At 53.4% G+C, this 18,906-nt stretch carries 18 protein-coding genes and 1 pseudogene; 1 reads left to right on the forward strand and 18 read right to left on the reverse strand.

Going from position 1 to position 18,906, the window contains the following annotated elements:
- Window positions 1-121: 121 nt before the first annotated feature.
- A pseudogene (locus AB9N64_RS22010) lies at window positions 122-1,028 on the reverse strand (cation diffusion facilitator family transporter).
- 854 nt (window positions 1,029-1,882) lie between these two features.
- Between AB9N64_RS22010 and AB9N64_RS22015 the strand changes: the two are divergent.
- On the forward strand, window positions 1,883-2,617 hold the full coding sequence (locus AB9N64_RS22015) for an NADPH-dependent F420 reductase (RefSeq protein ID WP_032873293.1): 735 nt from the start codon (window positions 1,883-1,885) through the stop codon (window positions 2,615-2,617).
- A 485-nt stretch (window positions 2,618-3,102) separates the two neighbouring features.
- Here the strand turns inward: AB9N64_RS22015 and AB9N64_RS22020 are convergent, their stop codons facing one another.
- From AB9N64_RS22020 to AB9N64_RS22100, 17 genes are all read right to left on the reverse strand, one after another.
- Complete coding sequence (locus AB9N64_RS22020; RefSeq protein ID WP_019818103.1) at window positions 3,103-3,327, reverse strand: hypothetical protein; 225 nt, start codon at window positions 3,325-3,327, stop codon at window positions 3,103-3,105.
- Between the two features lie 83 nt (window positions 3,328-3,410).
- Window positions 3,411-4,016 (reverse strand): DUF3275 family protein, encoded by a 606-nt coding sequence (locus AB9N64_RS22025; protein WP_019818102.1) that lies wholly within the window; start codon window positions 4,014-4,016, stop codon window positions 3,411-3,413.
- A 77-nt stretch (window positions 4,017-4,093) separates the two neighbouring features.
- Window positions 4,094-4,429, reverse strand: a complete 336-nt coding sequence (locus AB9N64_RS22030) for a hypothetical protein (protein ID WP_019818101.1) — start codon at window positions 4,427-4,429, stop codon at window positions 4,094-4,096.
- A gap of 74 nt (window positions 4,430-4,503) precedes the next feature.
- Window positions 4,504-5,001 carry a hypothetical protein gene (locus AB9N64_RS22035; RefSeq protein WP_019818100.1) on the reverse strand — a complete coding sequence of 166 codons (498 nt, stop codon included), beginning with the start codon at window positions 4,999-5,001 and terminating at the stop codon, window positions 4,504-4,506.
- A 108-nt stretch (window positions 5,002-5,109) separates the two neighbouring features.
- A complete protein-coding gene (locus tag AB9N64_RS22040) occupies window positions 5,110-5,646 on the reverse strand; it encodes an STY4534 family ICE replication protein (protein ID WP_019818099.1) in 537 nt (178 codons plus the stop codon).
- Window positions 5,647-5,741: 95 nt separating this feature from the next.
- The gene (locus tag AB9N64_RS22045; RefSeq protein WP_008437363.1) at window positions 5,742-5,993 is read right to left on the reverse strand and encodes a hypothetical protein; all 252 of its coding nucleotides are present in this window, start codon (window positions 5,991-5,993) and stop codon (window positions 5,742-5,744) included.
- A 1,535-nt stretch (window positions 5,994-7,528) separates the two neighbouring features.
- Entirely contained in the window at window positions 7,529-7,969 is a 441-nt protein-coding gene (gene pilM / locus AB9N64_RS22050; RefSeq protein ID WP_019818097.1) for a type IV pilus biogenesis protein PilM, read from the reverse strand.
- 57 nt (window positions 7,970-8,026) lie between these two features.
- On the reverse strand, window positions 8,027-8,464 hold the full coding sequence (locus AB9N64_RS22055) for a hypothetical protein (protein ID WP_124356003.1): 438 nt from the start codon (window positions 8,462-8,464) through the stop codon (window positions 8,027-8,029).
- Window positions 8,397-9,713 carry a shufflon system plasmid conjugative transfer pilus tip adhesin PilV gene (gene pilV / locus AB9N64_RS22060; protein WP_019818096.1) on the reverse strand — a complete coding sequence of 439 codons (1,317 nt, stop codon included), beginning with the start codon at window positions 9,711-9,713 and terminating at the stop codon, window positions 8,397-8,399. Before pilV ends, AB9N64_RS22055 begins: the two co-directional genes overlap by 68 nt.
- The gene (locus tag AB9N64_RS22065) at window positions 9,703-10,644 is read right to left on the reverse strand and encodes an ATPase, T2SS/T4P/T4SS family (RefSeq protein WP_008437359.1); all 942 of its coding nucleotides are present in this window, start codon (window positions 10,642-10,644) and stop codon (window positions 9,703-9,705) included. Before AB9N64_RS22065 ends, pilV begins: the two co-directional genes overlap by 11 nt.
- 10 nt (window positions 10,645-10,654) lie before the next feature.
- Window positions 10,655-11,170 carry a type 4 pilus major pilin gene (locus AB9N64_RS22070; protein WP_019818095.1) on the reverse strand — a complete coding sequence of 172 codons (516 nt, stop codon included), beginning with the start codon at window positions 11,168-11,170 and terminating at the stop codon, window positions 10,655-10,657.
- A 25-nt stretch (window positions 11,171-11,195) separates the two neighbouring features.
- Window positions 11,196-12,335 carry a type II secretion system F family protein gene (locus AB9N64_RS22075; protein ID WP_019818094.1) on the reverse strand — a complete coding sequence of 380 codons (1,140 nt, stop codon included), beginning with the start codon at window positions 12,333-12,335 and terminating at the stop codon, window positions 11,196-11,198.
- Complete coding sequence (locus AB9N64_RS22080) at window positions 12,325-13,884, reverse strand: GspE/PulE family protein (RefSeq protein WP_019818093.1); 1,560 nt, start codon at window positions 13,882-13,884, stop codon at window positions 12,325-12,327. The genes AB9N64_RS22075 and AB9N64_RS22080 overlap by 11 nt, the downstream gene beginning before the upstream one ends.
- A 12-nt stretch (window positions 13,885-13,896) precedes the next feature.
- On the reverse strand, window positions 13,897-14,469 hold the full coding sequence (gene pilP, locus AB9N64_RS22085) for a type IV pilus biogenesis protein PilP (protein WP_008437355.1): 573 nt from the start codon (window positions 14,467-14,469) through the stop codon (window positions 13,897-13,899).
- Window positions 14,459-15,790 carry a type 4b pilus protein PilO2 gene (gene pilO2 / locus AB9N64_RS22090; protein WP_024073376.1) on the reverse strand — a complete coding sequence of 444 codons (1,332 nt, stop codon included), beginning with the start codon at window positions 15,788-15,790 and terminating at the stop codon, window positions 14,459-14,461. The genes pilP and pilO2 overlap by 11 nt, the downstream gene beginning before the upstream one ends.
- A gap of 3 nt (window positions 15,791-15,793) precedes the next feature.
- The gene (locus AB9N64_RS22095) at window positions 15,794-17,608 is read right to left on the reverse strand and encodes a PilN family type IVB pilus formation outer membrane protein (protein ID WP_019818091.1); all 1,815 of its coding nucleotides are present in this window, start codon (window positions 17,606-17,608) and stop codon (window positions 15,794-15,796) included.
- Window positions 17,608-18,765 carry a TcpQ domain-containing protein gene (locus AB9N64_RS22100; RefSeq protein ID WP_019818090.1) on the reverse strand — a complete coding sequence of 386 codons (1,158 nt, stop codon included), beginning with the start codon at window positions 18,763-18,765 and terminating at the stop codon, window positions 17,608-17,610. The genes AB9N64_RS22095 and AB9N64_RS22100 overlap by 1 nt, the downstream gene beginning before the upstream one ends.
- Window positions 18,766-18,906: the final 141 nt, after the last annotated feature.

Below are 18,906 nucleotides of genomic sequence, written 5' to 3' on the forward strand. Positions count from 1 at the left end.
ATTTAGAGGTGGCAGTAATGCATATTTAAAAGCGCGTATAGTCTTGGGGAACGCATCTTAAGTCGATTTTTCTTAGGGCTTCTGCCTGCAAATACAACAATTAGCGTCATCAAAAAAACGACTAGTGTGAAGTCTTCGGAGCATTATCATGAAAGGCTGCTTGCTCCATTTGAATCGTGCAGTGATGAATTTCGAACGATTTACTCACCGCGTCAATGACTGATGCGAGAATAACATCTCGATTTAATGAATCTCGCACGACTACGTGCGACGTCAGGATATTGCGGCCACTACTTAGAGCCCAAACATGCAGATCATGGACCTCCATGACCCCATCTACTCCAAGTATCAGGGACTCTATTTCCGCAATATTGAGATTGTCGGGTACCCCTTCCATAAGTACCCCCCAAGCTTTCGCGCAACAACTGCCAAGTACGTGGAAACACCCATATACCGATTGCTACGGCGACAATCGTATCGACCCAGCTCCAACCTGTAAATCGGATGACAAGTGCCGCTATGATCACGCCCAATGAACCAAGCATGTCGCTCCAGACTTCAAGATAGGCTCCCTTGAGATTCAGACTTTCACTGCTGGCAGAGGAGAGCAGACGCATCGATATCAGGTTCACAAAAAGACCCCCAATTGCGATCCACATCATCGCACCGGTAGCAATCTCCGACGGTACTAGCAAGCGCTGATACGCCTCGTACAAAATGTAGGCAGCGACCATAAAGAGTAATAAGGCATTGAACGTTGAGGCTAGGATCTCTATGCGAGCATATCCAAAAGTCCGTTTCTGGTCCGCTGGCCGCTTGGCTATTTGGAGAGCAATCAGTGAAATTGCCAGAGCAGCAGTATCTGTGAGCATATGTGATGCATCAGACAGCAGGGCTAGGCTGCCGGTAACGCATGCTCCGATAACCTCCGCAATCATAAAAATACCAGTCAGGGCAAGCGCCATGAGTAGTTTTTTCTGGTGTCCTTCACGTAGAGCGGCACCGCCATGAGCGTGATTGGATCCCACATGCTTCTCCTTGCCTAATGTAGTGGTTGGCTTCAATCTAGATTCTCATCGCTACAAACAAAAACACAAATATGGATCCTACCTTTCAGAACGGCTAATAAAACTCATTTAAACTAATTGTAGTTTAGGATGAAAGTATGTTGTTGGTATGCGATTTTTTGCAGACCTGCGTCTCCTCTAGCCGGCGATACGGTGCTAGTCAACAGCCTACTTTGACACGGCTCAAAAAAAGAAGGTTCCGCTGGGATTGTGTCAGAATTGTAATTCTGCTGTAGCTATCTCGTTATCCGTCGTCAAAAATAATACGGCTAGCTAAAAATTTACGCTACGTAGCGGTGTCGCTAAGCACAGACACGAAATTACCTCAAACTCCTCGCAACGCTGCTGAGTAACATAATTACCTAGTTTTTTAACGCCGGCCGCGGTCAATATTTTCATCGCAAATTCTGATTCCTTAATCACTGAACTATCTCGTAAGGAAGAAACCGCGGGTTTTGAAATGATGCTCGGCGATACGGAGCTCGAGAGTGCCGTTCGATGTGAGGGGTTAGGTCGATGACACCGTTGAGATGCGGAACGGACTGAGGCTTAACCATTAACACCGATTGTCGAAAGTGGTCGTCGCTACCGACCCAAAAGGGGCGAATGGCGGTAATTTGGATGCCGCTAGACGCTGGCATCGTGTGCCGATTACCGACAGCGTAACCTTTCATTCTTGAAGAGTCGTATTTACCTGAGTCAAGCGACATGCGTGCTCACCCCAGATCGCAGCGGCTTTGCGACACGCTTGATTCATTCGCACACCTAGCCAGGTAGCAACTTGAATATTGGTTGTGGGTGAGGAGGTTATTGAAGTGAAAATCGGAGTTAGCGGCGCCGGCAATATTGGGGCTACCCTTGCCCGCAAGCTCGTCGCGTGCGGCCATGAAGTTAAGCTGGCAAATTCGAAAGGCCCCGAAAGCCTTCAAAACCTGGTCAGTGAAATCGGCGCACACGCTGTGACCAAGGAAGAGGCAGTGTCCGAGGTAGGCGTTGTGATCCTCTCGATACCCTTCCCAAAATATCCAGATCTCAAACAGACGTTAAAGAATGTCCCCGAGAAAGTCGTTGTCATTGACACGTCCAATTACTATCCGGGACGCGACGGGGCAATCATAGAAGTTGACGACGGCAAGCCCGTGAACGTTTGGGTAAGCGAGCAGTTTAGCCGCCCGGTCATTAAGGCTTGGAACGCCGTCCTTGCAGCGACTCTTGCCGACAATCGGCAACCAACTGGATCTTCGACACGCATTGGCTTACATGTAGCAGGGGATGACACTCATGCAGAGGCCGTCGCGCAGGATCTCGTTGAGGATACGGGCTTTATCGCGCTTGCCGCTGGTAGCCTTGAAGATTCGTGGCGTCAGCAACCAGGAACACCAGCCTACTGCACCGAGCTAACATTGCCGGAGCTGAAGATGGCGCTGGAGGCGGCAGACAAGGTACGGGCACCTCAAAACCGAGACGCACTTATCGCAAAATTTATGGTTCCCGGCAGTCAGTTTACAGATGAGCAAATTGTTGCCACAAATCGCGCTAGGACGGCCTGACTACCGGATTAGGCGGGATTCTTTGCTAGAATTTCGCCTAATTGATCTAGTCGCTAAACTCATCTCTTTACGTAAACAGGGCACTGCAGACGCGTGCCTAACTCAGCGTCTGGATGAGGCCGCGAATTTCCTAACCTGTCCTGTATCGCGGCCTAGGCCACGTCACGTTGTTCAAGCATCCGCTCAATCTCAGCGCCAGCTAAAGCGTCGCAAGCGTGCGGCGTGGTCTACTACCGATCTCAACTATTAAGGCGTTGGCGTCAGGAAGGCGTGTTTACCGGACGCTTACCTTCAAGGAATTCCGGGCAACACAGAAACAAGAACGCCGATTTGATTGATGATGTTCGTGCGAGCAAACACATCTAACAAACCGGCGTTCTTATGTGCGATATTATACTTTTCTTCCTTTTTGGGAGGGCTTTTCTGTCGTTAACACAAAGCCTGATGGTGATGCCCTCCAGATCGATCTGACTCCCCGCGCCAAACTAGACCGTCTCGTTTTGAAATAGTGGGCTGTGCCCAGTGAGAAAGATTTGCCCCAGGTATTTGGGGCGAAGGGCAACGGCGCCATCGGCTTGTTCTGCCGTCATTTCGAGCTCCTCTACGAAGAAGTCCCAAAGCTCCTCATTCGTCGATACCTCGTTATTGGCGAGCTGATCTTCGATGTTTTCAAGGATTTGTTGGGTCAGGTTATTGAAGATTAGATTCATGTGCTGCTCCTGTTGAGTCGAGGAGCGCCCAGGAGGGAGCCTCTCATGAATGTGCCGATTGGCTTGGCGTATCGCCGGCATCGTTAGGTATTGGAGATATTCCATACCTGCAGTTTGAAGTTGTGTAAATAGCCGAGCTCCGAGAGCCGACTGCACTGTTGGCGTAGTTGCTGACGATCAACAGTTGTGTCCAGCCTGACTGTATAGCTTAGAGGCCAGATTGTGCCGAACAACTCGGCATCTGCCTCGAGGTCGTTGGTTGCGCCGGTCGGGGTCATCCCGAACGGGGCATCCTCTTTTGATACCTGTTTATTGGTGGCCGGTAGGGCGGGCGGATTATTACGCTGCACAGGCTTGGAGAGGTTGGAAGAAGACTCTTCATCCATAGGGTCAGGCTCGTTTGGCGAGAGCCTGGCGGCGTCTTCTGGTGTCAGATTGTCGACGTCGTCGAGGCTCATGCTTTCCAGCCTTGCACGGATCTCAACGATCAGGCGGCCTGCTGTGGAGTAATACGAAGGACGGATCTCCGTTATCAGAAAGTCGCCTCGGTATTTGCCTTCATCGTACTGATCGAGGAGTGCGTCTTTGATCACGAACTCACCGATAGAGGTCGAAAGCCGTCCGACGTTGAATTCGCCATTACGGCCGCTGATGGTACGGATGGCCAGTTGGCCGGGGATGTTGATCATGGGCAGCTCCACACTGCTACGAATGAAAAAAGCCCGACAGGTGTCGGGCTTTGGGCAGTGCTGTGATTGTCGAAGGATTACGGGCAAGAAGTATGAGTTTCTTCCTTGAGTGAGATGTACAGATAGAAAACGCCTGGCGGTGATTCTATACGGTCAAGTTTTAGGTCCAGCCAGACTCGATCAGTGCTATTGCCGGCAGGCAATAAACGATAGAGGCCGAAATGGATCTGTGTGCTGTCAGGTTGCAAGTGCAGTTCTCGGTAGGCCTCCAGGACAACTTCGCCCAGTCGCTCACTGACAACACTTGCATCCTGAGGGTTTTCAATATGCACCGCTTCCTGCCAGGCCCGGGGTGTTAAAACGACCGGGAGCTTGAGCAGGTCAGACGACACGAGGTTAGTGGTGCTTTGCATGTTTATCTCCAGGTGTGAGAAACCACCCGGCCCGTCCGGGAAGTGGTTTCCCGGTTAGGTATGTTTTGGTTATGTCAGGACCAGCACACGTGGCGTTGTGTCCAGAGGTTGAGGTCAAAAGCTTGTTTCGCGGCATATTCGCTGCGGTAGTATTCTTCGGACTCCCTTGATACCGGTTCAAACTCATCAGCGGTACCAATGTAATAGCCCGCAGCGCTCTTCAGTATTTGGAGGGGGTACTCGATACCGCACTCGGCGAATGCAAGTTTCCCGTATGCAAAATCCGACACAATGTATGGTTCCGGTGTTATTAGCTGCTGCTGGTCTTCTTCAGTAAAGCGTGACCAACCGCCACCATTAATGGCCGCGTTCACTCCTTCGCCCCAAGCTCGACTGAGCGCAGGAACGGTTTTGAACAGCTCGGGTACGATCGGCTGGCCGGCGCGGTACGCGTCGGCACCCAGAATATGAGCCTCGATCTCAGCCTCATATTGGGTAATCTCGTCGCCATAGATTTCCGCTTTTGCATAAGCAACGCGTATATCGAGAGATTGCGTAAATAACGTGTTCATAAAGGTGAGTCTCCAACGGACGAGAATCACCGTGCCCGGAAGGGAGGTGTTCCCTGCGGACTTTGATAATAATGAAGGCACCCGAAGGGTGCCTTTCAACAAAGTGAATCAAGATGCCGTACGCTGCTGTTTAGCGGGCGTTGGCTTGGATTGTTCCTCTGCTACTGGCTCGGATGCTTCTTCGCTTGCGAGCTGTGCTTCAGGTTCCGCTTCGCCGTCTTCAACAACTGGTTCTACTTCACGAGGCTTTGCTTCATAGACGGTTTGGCCATCCACCTTGATCCAGCCGATAAACAACAGGCGTCCCTTGAGGCTTGCTCCAGGTTGACCTTTTTTATCGCCTTTCTCGTAGGTAAATGCGTCGGTCCAGATATCACCGATGCGGAAGCTCACAAGGACCTTCTTTCCGGCTTCAACGGCTGCTTGGCTGCGACGAATCAGCTTTTCAGCTTCAGCGCCGACCACGTTGCAGTCGATATAGGAATACTCGGCATCATCCATCGAGCCGCGCAGAGCCGCAACGGTAACTGCCATGAATGGCTTACCTTTGCCGCGAGGTTTCACTTCACGGATACGGTTGAGATAACCGATACCAGTGGTGTGAAGGTCGAAGAATTTTGCTTCGTTGGATTGATTAGTGCTCATGGTGATTCTCCAGTTTCGAAATAACAGAAAGCGGAGAAACACTTCGCCCTAGGGGGAAAGTATTCCCCGCGAGGGTGGGTGGAGCTTAAGGTTGTTTAATGCATCAGCTTCATTGCAGCAATCATTACACCGACAGCTGCAGACAACATGACGCCCATGCGAATGGTGAGCTTGACTTCAAGCTGTGAAATCTCAGATTTGAACTCTGCAGCAAGAGCAGTTAAATCTGCCTTGGTAGCCAAACGTGAAAGCATGTCGGTCTCCAAAGCTTCAATAACAGCATTTGCCTTCTGTTCCGGGACGTTAATCGAAATCAACGCCTGGTAGAGAGCCAGTTCAGTTTTCATCAGACCTCCAAAAGTGAGAGGCCTGCCCTGACGGGGTAGGCCCGTCATGGGTGGGAAAGGTGCTTCCATCGACTCAGTCGACTGATCGCGCTACCGGAAGCTATGGCGATCTTGGGAGTGGATCAATGCAGAAAACCGCATCGTAGTCTTGCGGATCCAGACTACTTGGGCATGTTGCTGACGACGTCAGCGATACATGTGCAGATCATGGAAATACGATTGTCGCTTGTCAAGCCCCTACCGTGAAAACTCTGAGGAAACCTTCCCTTTGGGAAGGCTCCCTACAGAGGCGAAGGACGCAGACTTAGCAAGTTGCTGGCACCAACGAGCGTGCAGCTGGCTTCTTACGCGGTTTCCGAGCTGGCTTTTCGACCACTCGAGTGTTAGCCGCGTACCAAAGGTTCAGGTCGACACCTTTACGAGTTATTGCCGGTACATGATCCATCTCACGTACGAGACGCTCAGGTACGCAGGGCGGTGGAAGCAACGGAGCTGCTTTGGTATGGATAGCTGTGGGCGCAGCGCTGGTTTTCTTTACCGCACGCAGAAACTGTCGCGTGATGGTGCCAAGCGCGAAACCGAAGCCATAAGCAAGTTTGGACATGGTGATTCTCCTGCAGGTTGAATGCGGAGAACCCACTGACCCCGTTGGGGAAGTGATTCCCCGCGAGGTGAGTTGCATAAGGTGCTTCCATCGACGATTGTCGACCGACCGCGCTACCAGAAGCTCAGCGGTCTTGGGCGGATCTGACACGAACATCGTGTCGCAGTCTTCAAGATCCTGACTGCCTGGGCATGATGCTGACGACGTCAGCAAAGCACGTCCATATCATCGAAGGGGGGATGGTGATGTGTCAAGCGGAGAGGGATATTTCGCGGAGGGCAAAGAAGGTTCAGGTCGACAGGAGAAGCTACCGAGAGTAGCTGGGTCAACAGTCACTCTCGGATGTAGTAAGTAGCGTCTTTCAGAAAAAAATACCACCTGTGCGGGATGAAGGCGTTGTTGATCCCTGGGCTGTGATCTGAACGTCTTACTTCCAACACCTGGCCGATTATCGTGGCTGAGGCCAGCTAGCATAAGGCACGCATCCGCGCACAAAGGGAGCCCTGCGTTTCGCCGGCGGGCCACCGGCAAGGAAAAGCAGCTACCAATAGGTAGCCTGATCATCCTTTGCAAGATGATCAGGCTACCTATTGTGTGAGCTTTAAAAAGTGTGGGCCACAACACCAGTGTGGCCCTTAGACTACGGTGCTTCGAACCTCAACAGAGCCCTATGTGCCTTTGAACTCGCAATTCACGAGTTAGACGGCTGCGTGTCTGGCTTGAACAGGGAGACACAGGGAGAGCTCTGAACCAGGTCCGCACGCCCTTCCCGGAGCTATGCGTGCTTTGGGGTTGGTGATGAGGCAAGCCGCATCACCGGGCGCTACTGATGACCGCCAGTAGCCAACGGGGTGGAAACGTTGTTGTGATCATTATGTTGATAGGCCGGAGCTTATGCAACCCGGCGCCTTTCAAAGTCGGTCGACTCAGACTAATTGACTGCGACGACCGCACCTTCGGGAACAGGGGACGGAATTGCTATACCGGTCGCCCCAGTTATCTGTGAAATCAGCATTCCTGAACGCTTTAAACCAACGGTAGTTGTCTTTGTCAGGTCTACCAGCACAGAAGGCAAGCCTGACGGTGCAACCCCATCAAAATAAGTATAGGCCGTTCCTGATGAGATGTAAGAACCTACGCCCACAGGTTTCACAAACCACCCAGGTAGGTTGAGCGCAGAATCGCTCGGTACTCCGCTGAAGCCCGGGTTGGCCTGGGCATATTCGGTAGCGGCAGATCGGTACACCAGAAAGCCGCGACCCAGTGAGTCGAGGGTAGCGTAGTCGGATGTACGTTGGTCCTGATGTTGGTTCTCCATGAAAATGCTGGAGGCAATGAGCACAATCATCAAAACGAGCCATTGCATTGTCATGATATGAGCTCCATCCACAAAATGGTGGTTGTTACCACCTACGCGTCAATAACAAAACTATTTCGTGAGGATAATCAATGTTAAGCAAATTCCTACTAGGCCAAGCGCAATGACAGTCCACTTTGCGGCTCGCTTGATGCTCATTGGTTTGCGTTGTGGATTGATTAATTCCATAGTGGCGATCTTTTTTACTAAATAACGACCAGAGGCCGTTGGTTGTAACTTGTAAGTGAACTCGCCGACCTCGAATGCCTCTTTTTCTTCTAGTGCGCGACGCCATAGCACAGTTGAGCATATCCTGCTTCGGGTGCTTAGCCAGGTCTGTAATTCTCCAGCACTATACTCAACGTTATTCTCAAGCGTCTGCACTGCAATAATCCCCATAAACATACTATAAAACGTTTTTGAAATTTTATAAATGGATGCTTTATTTGAAGCAGCTCCAATAGAAAAGACCTGGCCAGGAAAGTCGAGATGTGGAGAGAAACCATCCACTTGCATTTCTGAAGATGTACCCAGTCTCACTATCCCCGATGCCAAAAGCGCCAGTTAAAGAGCATGACTTCCATGTAGTGTCGCCAAGGGAGCAGGTCACACTTCCTCTGGCAGGCGCCTGGCAGGTGCCCTGGATCAGCTGGAATTCCCACCCACCTGGTCTTTTCCATAAGCCTTGTTCGCAGGACAACGTTATTCCCGCGGCGCTTTTTGCAAGAAGGGTTCGGTCACTGCACTGTTGCCCCTCGGTAGCTATGCCTCCCAGGGACAAATATTCATTTGTCTGAATGCGATCATAGGCCGTTATCTTGCCCGTCGAGGTTATCTTTCCACCCCATAGTTCACCTCCGGTTGAAAAGTTTTTGTCGTTATAAACTTGGACCCAGTTGGGGCTATTTTGATAAATCCCGCCTCCCCATTTTTCGCTGTACCAGCCTGTGTCACCACGTGTTCTGAACCAACCACCTGTGCTGGTATCACCGGTAATGGTTGCAGTAGCGGCATTAACATTGGCTGTGGCGATAACGTTTCGAGCTGTAATGTCGGCGTTAGCTGTTATGTTGCCTGACGCTGTGATACTTCCTGCGTTGTTAATATTGTGGTTGCCCATCGTGATATCAGTATTCATCGTGTTGAATTCTGGATGATTGGGCACTGCGTTTCGATATAGATAGTCATTAGCCAACGCTCCATCCATAAGAAAAAGTGCGCTAGCTGTATGTCCTGGGCCAGGAGCTATAGCATAGTTACTTAGTGCTACCTGCCATCCACCCCGCACGCCCTGGACGATGTTCGGATTGGCAGAAGAGATGAACCCACCAGGTCCTCCGAGATTTTCAGCGATGGTTCGAATACCCATTTCAGGAATCGTCTGCCCACCTGTAGTAACCACAATCACTTCCAGTTGATTGGCGTTGGGTTTCCGGGCGAGGCCGACAATGGTCTGCCCAAAGGCGTTAGTGGGGCTATAACCTGCAGGAAGGTAGTTGGTGTTGACGAGCATCGGAACGGTTATTTGCACCGGTACGGTTGCTGCCGCGTTGGCCAGCACCACGCTGTAGTTATCCTTCAGATATTTGGCCAATGCCTCTGAAATGGTTCTCTGTTGATCAGCCGCAATTCGATAGTCCTGAGAATCCATCTGCTTGATTTGCCATGCGATCGCCAAAGTGACGACAACGGAGAAAACGGCCAATCCGATCGCCATGTCCAAGCTCAAGAACCCCCGCTGCTTGATCCTACTGGTCATTCCAGAGACTCCTTGATGATTGGTGAGCGATGTCGTGATCGAGCATCGTGATCTTTCCTGCATGGACTTTCTCTCGGATGCCCGGTCCGTCATCGCCTGTGAAAAGCAGGCTCTGCAGGGTTAATCGACGACTTCCTTCGTTGCCACTTGATAAGGACTGGTGAAGAACAGCCACCAACCCCTTGGAGAGCAGCTCTCGGGCGTTATTGAGTAACGGCTGAGCCAGGGCTGATATACGTTCAATGCCTTGAGTAACGCTGCCGGCATGACCTGTGCTGATAATGAGATGGCCATTGATCGAGGCTTGAATTACTTGTGCTGCTGTCGAGCTGTCGCGAATTTCTCCCACGAACAGGAAATCGGCTCTTGTGCGCAGCGCTAGGATCAAAGCTTCCTCGTATCCCCCCATCCGGCGAGAGACCGGAACTTGAATGCAGCGCCCACTCCCATGCCTGCCATTCAAAAATGGTTCTGGAGGATCCTCTACAGCCACACAAATGCCTCCCCAGGCCTCGAGACGTGCTTTCACCAGTGATGCAGCACTTGAGGTTTTCCCTGTGCCCATTTCCCCACAAATAAATATCAGGCCGCGTACCGTGTCGCTCATCAGCGCGTCCTGCAGATAGTCGGGCAGACCCAGCATGTCCAATGGACGGATCTGGACTGAGGATTTGCTTACGACAAACACAGGCTTGCCATTCAAATCCAGCAACTGGGTTACACGAAGGACGACGCCATCTTCAATTAGGGCGAACTCTGGATCCTGGGTTGCCTTGTGCTTTTCCTCGCACTGCGCCCGTAAGCGCTCAAGGTCTGCCCGCCATTCGGCGGGCGCTTCAACCCTTCGTGCCTGCCCAGGGAGACCTTTGGCGTCGGCAAATCCATCGCCGAGGTACAGGTCGACGAATTCAGCATCAGAGATCACGCTCACACTGAGTTCCTTAGTACGAAGTCCAAGCGATGGTATTGGCGTCCGAGGAGCAGCTGGTCGCAGCTGCCACCGCAGTGATTTCGCCGGCAATTGCAGTGCCGCCATTGATCGCCGTCGTTGTCTGTTTGTCCTTGGCCATGTTCGAGGCAAGGGTGATGCAGGCATTTTTCGGAAGGTTGGATTCTGTGATGGTGAAGGTCATGCCGTTGCTCATTACGGTCACTGCGCCGTTCCAGCGGTTGGACAGGGCATTACCGTTGATGCTCATGCCGCCAGTTGCCTCGAGGTTGATCAAAGAAGGCGCCAAGTTGGTGCCTGCCGTGGCGTAGCCCGTGGTGCTTTTCAGTCGTTTGGTATTGCTCAGCAACGTGCCGAGATTGCTCTGTTCAATGGTGACGTCCGAGCTGCCGAACGTTCTGTAGCCCATGAACACGATGAAACCAAGTGCCACCGCGATCAGCATCAACCAGAACATCCCGTCCAGGGAGAGAAATCCGCGTTGGTTGTTTTGAGTGTTTGTTGGCATTTCCAGTACCTCATTTAGGTTTGATTTAAAGCGTTGCAGTCACATTGCCGGCCAACTGGAAGATCCCGACCACTACCAGAATCATCATGACCCCCATGGCCATGGAGGACATGCCGATAAGAGATTTGGCGATGGCTTCGACGCGCTGAAGCGTTTGCTCCAGCCACCGGTTGGAAAACCGTTCCATCGACTCAGCGAAGCCTTTGCGGGTGGCGAGCACTTCCAGAAAATGCATCGCCATGGGGTCTGGGAATTGATGACCCGCAAGCTTCAATGCGGTACCGAAGTTTTTGCCGGCGCTCACTCCGTAATGAATGGCGCTCAGGCGCTCTTTCAACCATGGAGAGGCATTGCGTTGAAGAGAGGTCAGCGCATCTAGTTGGTTGATGCCGGAGCGCAGCATCACAGCCATGTTGAGCAGAAAGATCGATCCGTGGAGCGCCTTGTAGACTGACCAAGGCGGGAGCCTCTCTGCTCGGACTCGCAGGACCTGGAGCAGCTTGTTCAACTGCAGCTTCCACGAAGGGCTGGCGGCCGTAATCTGAAGGCCGCAAAACACGGGTAGAGTGATGATCGATATGAGGATAAAGACGATTACAGCTATCAGCGTCACTAGCCCGTAGTGGGTCACGAAATTCGATAGGGCATAGAGGAAGGCCGGCACGCCGGTCCACGCCTCGGGGTTGGAGCGTCGTGTCATGGAGGGCACCATCCACACTGCAATCACATACAGCAACGCCGCCATGACGCTCCACACCATGGAGGGGAAAACGGTGGCGGACGCTACGAGTTTGCTGATCCGCTGACGTACTTCGATGATCCTCACGCAGTCCCGAAATGCCTGCACCAGGTTGCCGGTGTCTTCCCCGGAAGCGATCAAAGAGTTCTCGTCATAGGGAACCCAGCCTTCGCAGGAAATGCTCAGCGATTTCCCACCTTTTACCGATTGCGCGATATCCCTGCAGGCAAGGGACACTGGATGGAGCTTCTGCCCGTTATCGCTGAATGCTCTGGCCACCGTGTGCAGTGCGTCTTCAAGCGACACACCATCCTCAAGGATGCCCATCAGGCTCTCGTAGAACTGGATTCTTTCGTTTTTGCCAAACTGCTTGGCATAGAAGGTCTCTGCCCAACGATTCAGCATCGCTCTGACGTCACTCAGCATGAGCGAGCTCCAGGATTTGCCGGTCAAAGTCCAACGGCCCCACCGTCATTTCGGCGTGGCGGGGGTCTACTAATCCTTGTTTCAGTTTGATGATCGTGTGTGCGGTCTTGGTAATACCGCCCATTTCCTTGACCCAGTGGCGACGTGCCGCACTTGCACCCTGCCCATTGAAAACGCGCATGAATTCAAGGTCGGTGAGCAAAGTTTCCGCAACCACCGTGCGACCGGTGATGCCCAAGCCTTTGCAATGCGGGCATCCCGGTCCTTTGAGGTAGGTCTCATCAATCGCTTCCAAATCGCGCAAGTGCTGCACCAGCGCACTGTTGAGCTGCCCGAGATGCTCGCGTGCGGGGACGCGGCAGTGGGAACACAGCACGGGCAAGAGGGATTGATTGACCACGCTTGTCATCAGTGCAGGATCAGTAACCAGGTGTCGGTCTACACCCATGTCGATCAGTCGTTGAAGAGCTGCTACAGCGTTGTTGGTGTGCAGTGTCGTCAGCACCAGGTGACCAGTCATACCGCCGCGGAAAGCCGCTTGTGCTGATGCAAGGTCCCGGATCTCCCCATACATGAGAATGTCAGGGTCGAGTCGCATGGAATTGGTGATCCCGTCATTCCAGGTTTCACCGGCGCCCAGCGGTGACTGATTGGCGAGAAGTGGATATTCAGGTGGATCTTCCATCGTCAGAATGTGTTTTGTTCCACCGCACTCTTCGTGCAAGAGGTTCAGGTTTACCTGCAGCGACTTCGATTTGCCGGAACCGGTGGGTCCAGTGATCAGGTTCACCCCATAAGGCAAGCTGCGGATGCGGCTGAATGCATCAATTTGCTGCGTCAGGAAACCGAGATCACTAAGCGTCATTTTGGTTTTGTCGTCATACAGCAGACGCAAAACCATCAGAGGGCCATCTACGAGCGGCCGAGTGGCGACTCGGGCACCGAACAAACCGAGTTGGTCGACATAGGCGCGTTTTACCCTGGCGTCCTGGCTCACCTGCGGCTGGTAGTGGTCTTTCGCGACATCGCACATGCTGTTGTAGAGGGACGAGCAGAGCTCCATGCCCACCTGGCTCTGGTGCTGTTCTGCCTCCCACAAGAGCCCGTGGATGCGAAAGAAGATTCGAGTGATATCGTGACCTACGACAAAGTGGACGTCGCTGGCATTGCGCCGGTGGGCTTCTCCTAAAAGCTGCACCACCTGGGCCTGGCGCTTCGTCTCAGTCGCCGATAGTGCTTTACCATTTGCATCATCATTGGCGCGGTAGAGTGCCTTGATTGTGCTCATCGAGCAGACCTTGACCTCAAAGTGGTGATTTTCGTGTTCCAGCTGGTCCTCGAATGCCATGACATAGGCATCCGTTTGGTGTTGGGCTGACACATACAAAATCCCATCGCTGGTCAACGCACATAGTTGACGCAGCTCGGGTTTCAGCTCAAACGGTCCACCAGGGGCCGTCAGCAGTATTTGGTGCGACGTCAGTAGGACTGCAGCAGACTCATCACTGTCAGGCTCTATGACATCTGGTTTTTCAGTCAGGATCGTCATCGAACTTCTCAATCAACGTTGGCCAGGGATCAGCCCAGGCGGCATAGGTGCTGATGGGGTAATGCTGGGGGCTGAATTGTTAACGTTGCTCAAGCTGGCCGGGGGCGTACTGGAAAAGCCGAGGGGGTAGCGCTTACCGCCACGCTCGAGGGTCACGTTTTCGACGGAGAGGATGGCCATGCGATAGCCACCGGGTAACTCCCGAGATGAGGCATCTGCGTCTACTTCAAATCCGCTGCTGTAGAGCAGAGTCGCACGCAGCCGTTTTGCTGAGCCGAATACCGCTTTCACGACAGGCAAGTCAGACTGTGTATCACTGCTGTGCGCCGAGGCTGCAGCCGGCTGTGTGAGGTTTCCTTGAGAAAAAAACACAGTTGACGGCTGCGTCGTCGCACTTTGGTCTTCGCCCTTGATCGATCTTTCGGCCTTGGCCTTCTCGGCTTTGGCATTCAACAAGATCGTCTGGCTTTGAATCTGGGCCAGCTCGCCGACGTTCACCCCAGATAGGGTGTTCTCATCTGCCCAGCTCGATGGTGCCCCTAACGCAAGGATGGAGCACAAAAAGCACAGCGCTTTATTTCGCATATAGGTCACCTATTACTGACCAGACAAGGTGGCCGGTCTCATATTTGGTTGTGATTTCGCGCAGCCGTAAGCCCTGACTGGGTGCGCCGGATAATGAGTCCAGCGGCGTAATGCCAGTGGCATAGCTCAGCTCGAATTGCTTCCATTGAGGCGGTGGGGGCGGCGGTGGCGCAGGTTGGCCCGGTATCGCTGGTTGAATGGGCACAACGACCGGCACTTCTTTCAGCACTGGGGTTTGAGTGAAGCTGTGCAGCCAAGACGACAGGTTCGCCAACATCACGATGGCGTCTTTTAGAGGCTCATCACCGGCTGCGGGTAGAGAGATGTCGAATTTCAACGTGGCCGAGTTGCCCTCGTCAAAGAAGGCCGGCCGATCAGAAAAGTGGCCCTGCGTCGCCTGTATCAGTTTGTCGGCCGTGCTATTGCCCGAGCGCTTATAGGAGGACAAAACCTGTGCGCCGTCGCAGACGGCACTCGTGAACTGCCATCCCTGAATGGACAGAGGCAACTGATAAATGACGTTGCTGCAACCCTCCAGGAAATCTGCAACAGATGGACGTTTGGCCCAAGGGTGTTCAAGCGCTTGGGGCGTCTGTTCCATACCGGATTCTTTTTGCAGTCTGGCCAACTCTGCCAGGCGTTGCTGTTCAGCCTGGAAAGCCGCCTCTTTGGCTATCTGGTCCTGATGGTTCTGCCATTGAGCCCATCCGATGATGCCGGCAGCGATCAGCACGCCAAGAACCGCCAGCTGTACAAGTTCTGGTTTGGATAGCCCAAAGACGAGTGGCCGTAGCCGGTACTCGCGTTTTAGATGCGACGGCTGAAGCAGCTCTGCCACGTCCAGTGGTTGACCGCCCATATCGAACTCTGGGGGCAGGTACTCGTTGTCGAAGTTGATCCCACGACTGCGTTGTTGCGCGACTCGGCGGCGGACCTCAGCACCAGTGCCGATCATGTCGCAGCCAGAGATCACGCCACCTTGATACACAGCAACGAGGGCATATTGGTCAATCTCGCTTTCAGTTTTCCAGGCCGCGATCCATGAGTCCCCCAGCTGTCCAGCCAGGGTGGCCGCGAGCGAGTACATCCCTTTGATGACCTCCTCGCTGCGCGCTACAAAACCTGCCTGAATAATGGCTGGTGTTCTTCTAATGGCGACAATGTCGAGGTGGTGCTCACGACCGTACTGGCGCGCTTCCTTCATGTGCCCGGTGACACTACCCAGCGGATGCCAGCGCAGACCGGTGACAAATGATTTTCCACGATACTGGAGTACCTGGACTCGAGCAGAGCGTGCATTTTTTGAGGTTTCCGCAACCATGGCTTACCCCTTGGAACCTGTGCAATGCAGCAGTGGGGTAGGGCAAGAGCCCCAAGGCTCGTTGGCAGCAGGTGAAATCACCGCGCTGGGGCTGCCTGTGTCGCTATCAACAACAGGAGTAATCAGCACTACGAGTACGCTGTGCCCTGTGGTGCGGACACGGCTGCCGCCCAAACCGAAGAATCCAGGATCCCCTACGCCAGACTTGGTTGCGTTTTCGCTGTTCTCCTCAAAACCAGTCAGTACGAGGGTTTGACCGCTGCGCAATTTGACCTTGGGCGACAGATTCTTGGTGTCGTAATCCGCTGTCTGGACACTGGAGCCGTTGCTCGTAAAAGTGGTGAAGGTCGGTTTGCTACTCATGCTCAGGGTGATCATCAGCAACATGTTGTCCTGGTCGATGATTCGAGGGAGCAACATCATGTTGAAGCCGCTGGTGATAGTCGCGGGGGTGAGCGAAGTAGACGATCCAACGGAAGCCGTAGTGGTTGTCGAGCTTGATGCGACATAGCTCTTTACGTTGCCGATCTGGATGGGTGCCGGCTGCAGATTCAGCGTGGTGACCGACGGCGAGCGAACGTTCGAGATTCGGCCCTGTTCGGAAAGTGCTTTGATGATTAAGTTGGAGCCAGCCCAAGGAGACTTCGACGTGTCCAAAATACTCAACGAGCCCGACACCGCGCCCGTGCTTATGCCGGTGGTGGCATTCTTCAGCGAAAAGCCCCATTTGTTGCTCAAGGACGTATAGACAGCCGTCCAGTCCAGGCCGGTCTGGTCTGTGTCGGTGAGAGTTACCTCGAAAACTTTGACGTTGAACAACACCTGACGGGTGATACTGCTGTTGATCGAATTCAGGTATTTAGCAACGTTTGAGAGTACTTCTGGTCGATCACTTACCGTCAGGGTGCCAGTGGAACGCGAGAGGAACATCCGACCTTGGGGCTGTTGGCTCAGCATCGCCTTGACGTTTTTTTCAATGTCTCCGATCAGCGAGGTCTTGATGGTAACGGTGGTGCTCTGGTTGCTGCCTGATTCACCCGATGCACCTGTCGACGAAGATCCGCCGCCACCACCACCGGAACTGCTCCCGCTGCCTGTAGCGGTCAGCAAGCCCGACTTCACTGTGCTTTCAATGACCTGGTCATCACCAAATGCCCAGACGTCGAACGTCTTGGTGTCGAAGTAAGTGACATGCACGCTTCGATCATCGGAGGAATAATTCCACGCTAAGCCCAACTGGGAGGTCGCTTGATTCAACAACCCTGACAGCTTGCCGCTGTACTTAATGGGGAATGTGTTGGGTGCAGTCAGCCCAATCGAATTCATTGAGCGGGCGTTGCTCGGAACATTGCCGATGACGCCGGCGGGCATGAAGTTGGTCAGGTTGTCGGCAGAGCCCAAACCAGGTGGAACTGCAGGTCCTGAGTTGCCCTGCGTCGAACTGGAAAGGACACTTGGGTCGATTGCGTCAGGGGCTACGATGACCGGTACACCACATTCACTAGTGATGTACTGCGCGATCTCAGCGATCCCAACGTTATATGAGGGGCGATAGGTGATGTCGCAATCCATGGTCAGCGGTAAACCACGCTTGGCGACCAGCGGTTTTTTGGACACCCATGGTTTGTCGCTGAACACCACCGTAGCGCGCGCGGACTCTTGCTGCTGATTTCTCAGAAATCGGCTGTATTGAGAGGCTGTCGCAGCGTCATTTTCAGCTCGGCTGGCCGATTCATTCACACGCTGCAGCGAACAGGAACTCACCAGTGCGACGATAAGTGACAAGGCTGTGCTTTTGATCCAGAGACGAGCAGTCATCATTTGTTCCTCTCTGTAATAAAAATCAGCCGCTGTGAGGAGTTACTGTCGACCACATCGACCAGAAAGGACCGTGGAGCCGAGTCGTAGAGAGGGAAAATCGACCCAATGGCTTCTTGGAAACTGCCCTCAAATCGAAGTGGAGCGTCAATTGAGTAATCCAAATCATCGACCTGCCACATCAGTTTCCAGCCCGCTTTTTCAGCCCAGCCTTCGACGGTTTGACGAAGGGTTGAGCCAGTTGAAGCCGTCCATGTCTGGGCCAGCGGCTTCGGCGCTGCAATGTCCGTCGCAACCGGCTTTGGCGCTGCAGAAACTGCGGACGGCGCGGTGACCAGTTTCGGAGTTGAAGCGGCCTTGGCATCTGGGTTGCTGGACGAAGTCGAGGCCGGACTCTGAGTCGGCAAGGCAGACGTTTGTTTTGTAGAGCCATCCTTGGTAATCACCGTAGGAGGGGCCACGGTTTTGGCTGGTGCAGCGTTCGCCACAGGGGTAGCGGCTGATGCCGTTGTTGTGAAAGGCGCTGTTTGGGGAACGGCGGCGACTACTACTTGGCTGCCCGCATCATTGTTATTGCTCTTCGCTGCGATAGGCTGTGCAGCTGTCGATGTGTTGAGTTGAGCAATCTGAGTTGATGCAGGACGTGGAGAGTCCGGGAGCTGGTAGCCAGGGCGCAGGACGTAGCACACCTGACGGTTGACCTCGTCGACCTTCACCTGCCAGGCCGGACCTGCGAGCACCTGCAGGGTGTTACGCAGGGTCATAGGGCCAAGTTTATATTGGGCTGCTGGGAGTGGTCGGGTGTAAAGGATGTTGACGTGGCCAGAGTCTGCCGAGCAAAGCGTATAACCTGAACGGTCCACCACGTACTGCATGGCCTCATGCACATTTGGGTGCATGTTGGCTGGAATGCTGATGTCGATAATCTGAGCCATCAGGTCACGTTGGCCAGAATCTGGCAGCGTGCTGACGAGGGTGTAGCGGCCATAGCGCACTACTGGTTCTTTTTCAGGAACGGCGCCGCCAGGATAGAGGTCTGGCGTCAACATGTCCGGATTGCGACTGCTGTCGAAAGCGGGCTTGGGTGTCTGCGCCGTTTGGGTCGTGCAACTGGCGATTAACGCTAGAAGCGAGAGCGTGGTGACGTGCCTGATCATGTGCCGAGAGGCCCCCTGTAATGATAGGGGAACGGTGACAGGCTGGTACCAGCTGCGCAGTAGGAAATAGAAAACTACGTCTATAGGTATTTATAGGCTATACAAAGATGACGCGACCGAGGTGGAAAATTACCTAGTATC

The sequence above is a fragment of the Pseudomonas sp. KT_2_4 genome, assembly GCF_041410225.1.
Classification (GTDB): domain Bacteria; phylum Pseudomonadota; class Gammaproteobacteria; order Pseudomonadales; family Pseudomonadaceae; genus Aquipseudomonas; species Aquipseudomonas paracarnis.

Excerpts from the sequence above, each read along its gene's own strand:
- AB9N64_RS22030 (WP_019818101.1), bottom strand. The coding sequence starts at position 4,429 with ATGCAAAGCACCACTAACCTCGTGTCGTCTGACCTGCTCAAGCTCCCG.
- pilP (WP_008437355.1), bottom strand. The coding sequence starts at position 14,469 with ATGCGAAATAAAGCGCTGTGCTTTTTGTGCTCCATCCTTGCGTTAGGG.
- pilM (WP_019818097.1), bottom strand. The coding sequence starts at position 7,969 with ATGACAATGCAATGGCTCGTTTTGATGATTGTGCTCATTGCCTCCAGC.
- AB9N64_RS22025 (WP_019818102.1), bottom strand. The coding sequence starts at position 4,016 with ATGATCAACATCCCCGGCCAACTGGCCATCCGTACCATCAGCGGCCGT.
- AB9N64_RS22070 (WP_019818095.1), bottom strand. The coding sequence starts at position 11,170 with ATGCCAACAAACACTCAAAACAACCAACGCGGATTTCTCTCCCTGGAC.
- AB9N64_RS22100 (WP_019818090.1), bottom strand. The coding sequence starts at position 18,765 with ATGATCAGGCACGTCACCACGCTCTCGCTTCTAGCGTTAATCGCCAGT.
- pilV (WP_019818096.1), bottom strand. The coding sequence starts at position 9,713 with ATGACCAGTAGGATCAAGCAGCGGGGGTTCTTGAGCTTGGACATGGCG.
- AB9N64_RS22095 (WP_019818091.1), bottom strand. The coding sequence starts at position 17,608 with ATGACTGCTCGTCTCTGGATCAAAAGCACAGCCTTGTCACTTATCGTC.
- AB9N64_RS22035 (WP_019818100.1), bottom strand. The coding sequence starts at position 5,001 with ATGAACACGTTATTTACGCAATCTCTCGATATACGCGTTGCTTATGCA.
- AB9N64_RS22045 (WP_008437363.1), bottom strand. The coding sequence starts at position 5,993 with ATGAAAACTGAACTGGCTCTCTACCAGGCGTTGATTTCGATTAACGTC.
- AB9N64_RS22075 (WP_019818094.1), bottom strand. The coding sequence starts at position 12,335 with ATGCTGAGTGACGTCAGAGCGATGCTGAATCGTTGGGCAGAGACCTTC.
- AB9N64_RS22020 (WP_019818103.1), bottom strand. The coding sequence starts at position 3,327 with ATGAATCTAATCTTCAATAACCTGACCCAACAAATCCTTGAAAACATC.
- pilO2 (WP_024073376.1), bottom strand. The coding sequence starts at position 15,790 with ATGGTTGCGGAAACCTCAAAAAATGCACGCTCTGCTCGAGTCCAGGTA.
- AB9N64_RS22040 (WP_019818099.1), bottom strand. The coding sequence starts at position 5,646 with ATGAGCACTAATCAATCCAACGAAGCAAAATTCTTCGACCTTCACACC.
- AB9N64_RS22080 (WP_019818093.1), bottom strand. The coding sequence starts at position 13,884 with ATGACGATCCTGACTGAAAAACCAGATGTCATAGAGCCTGACAGTGAT.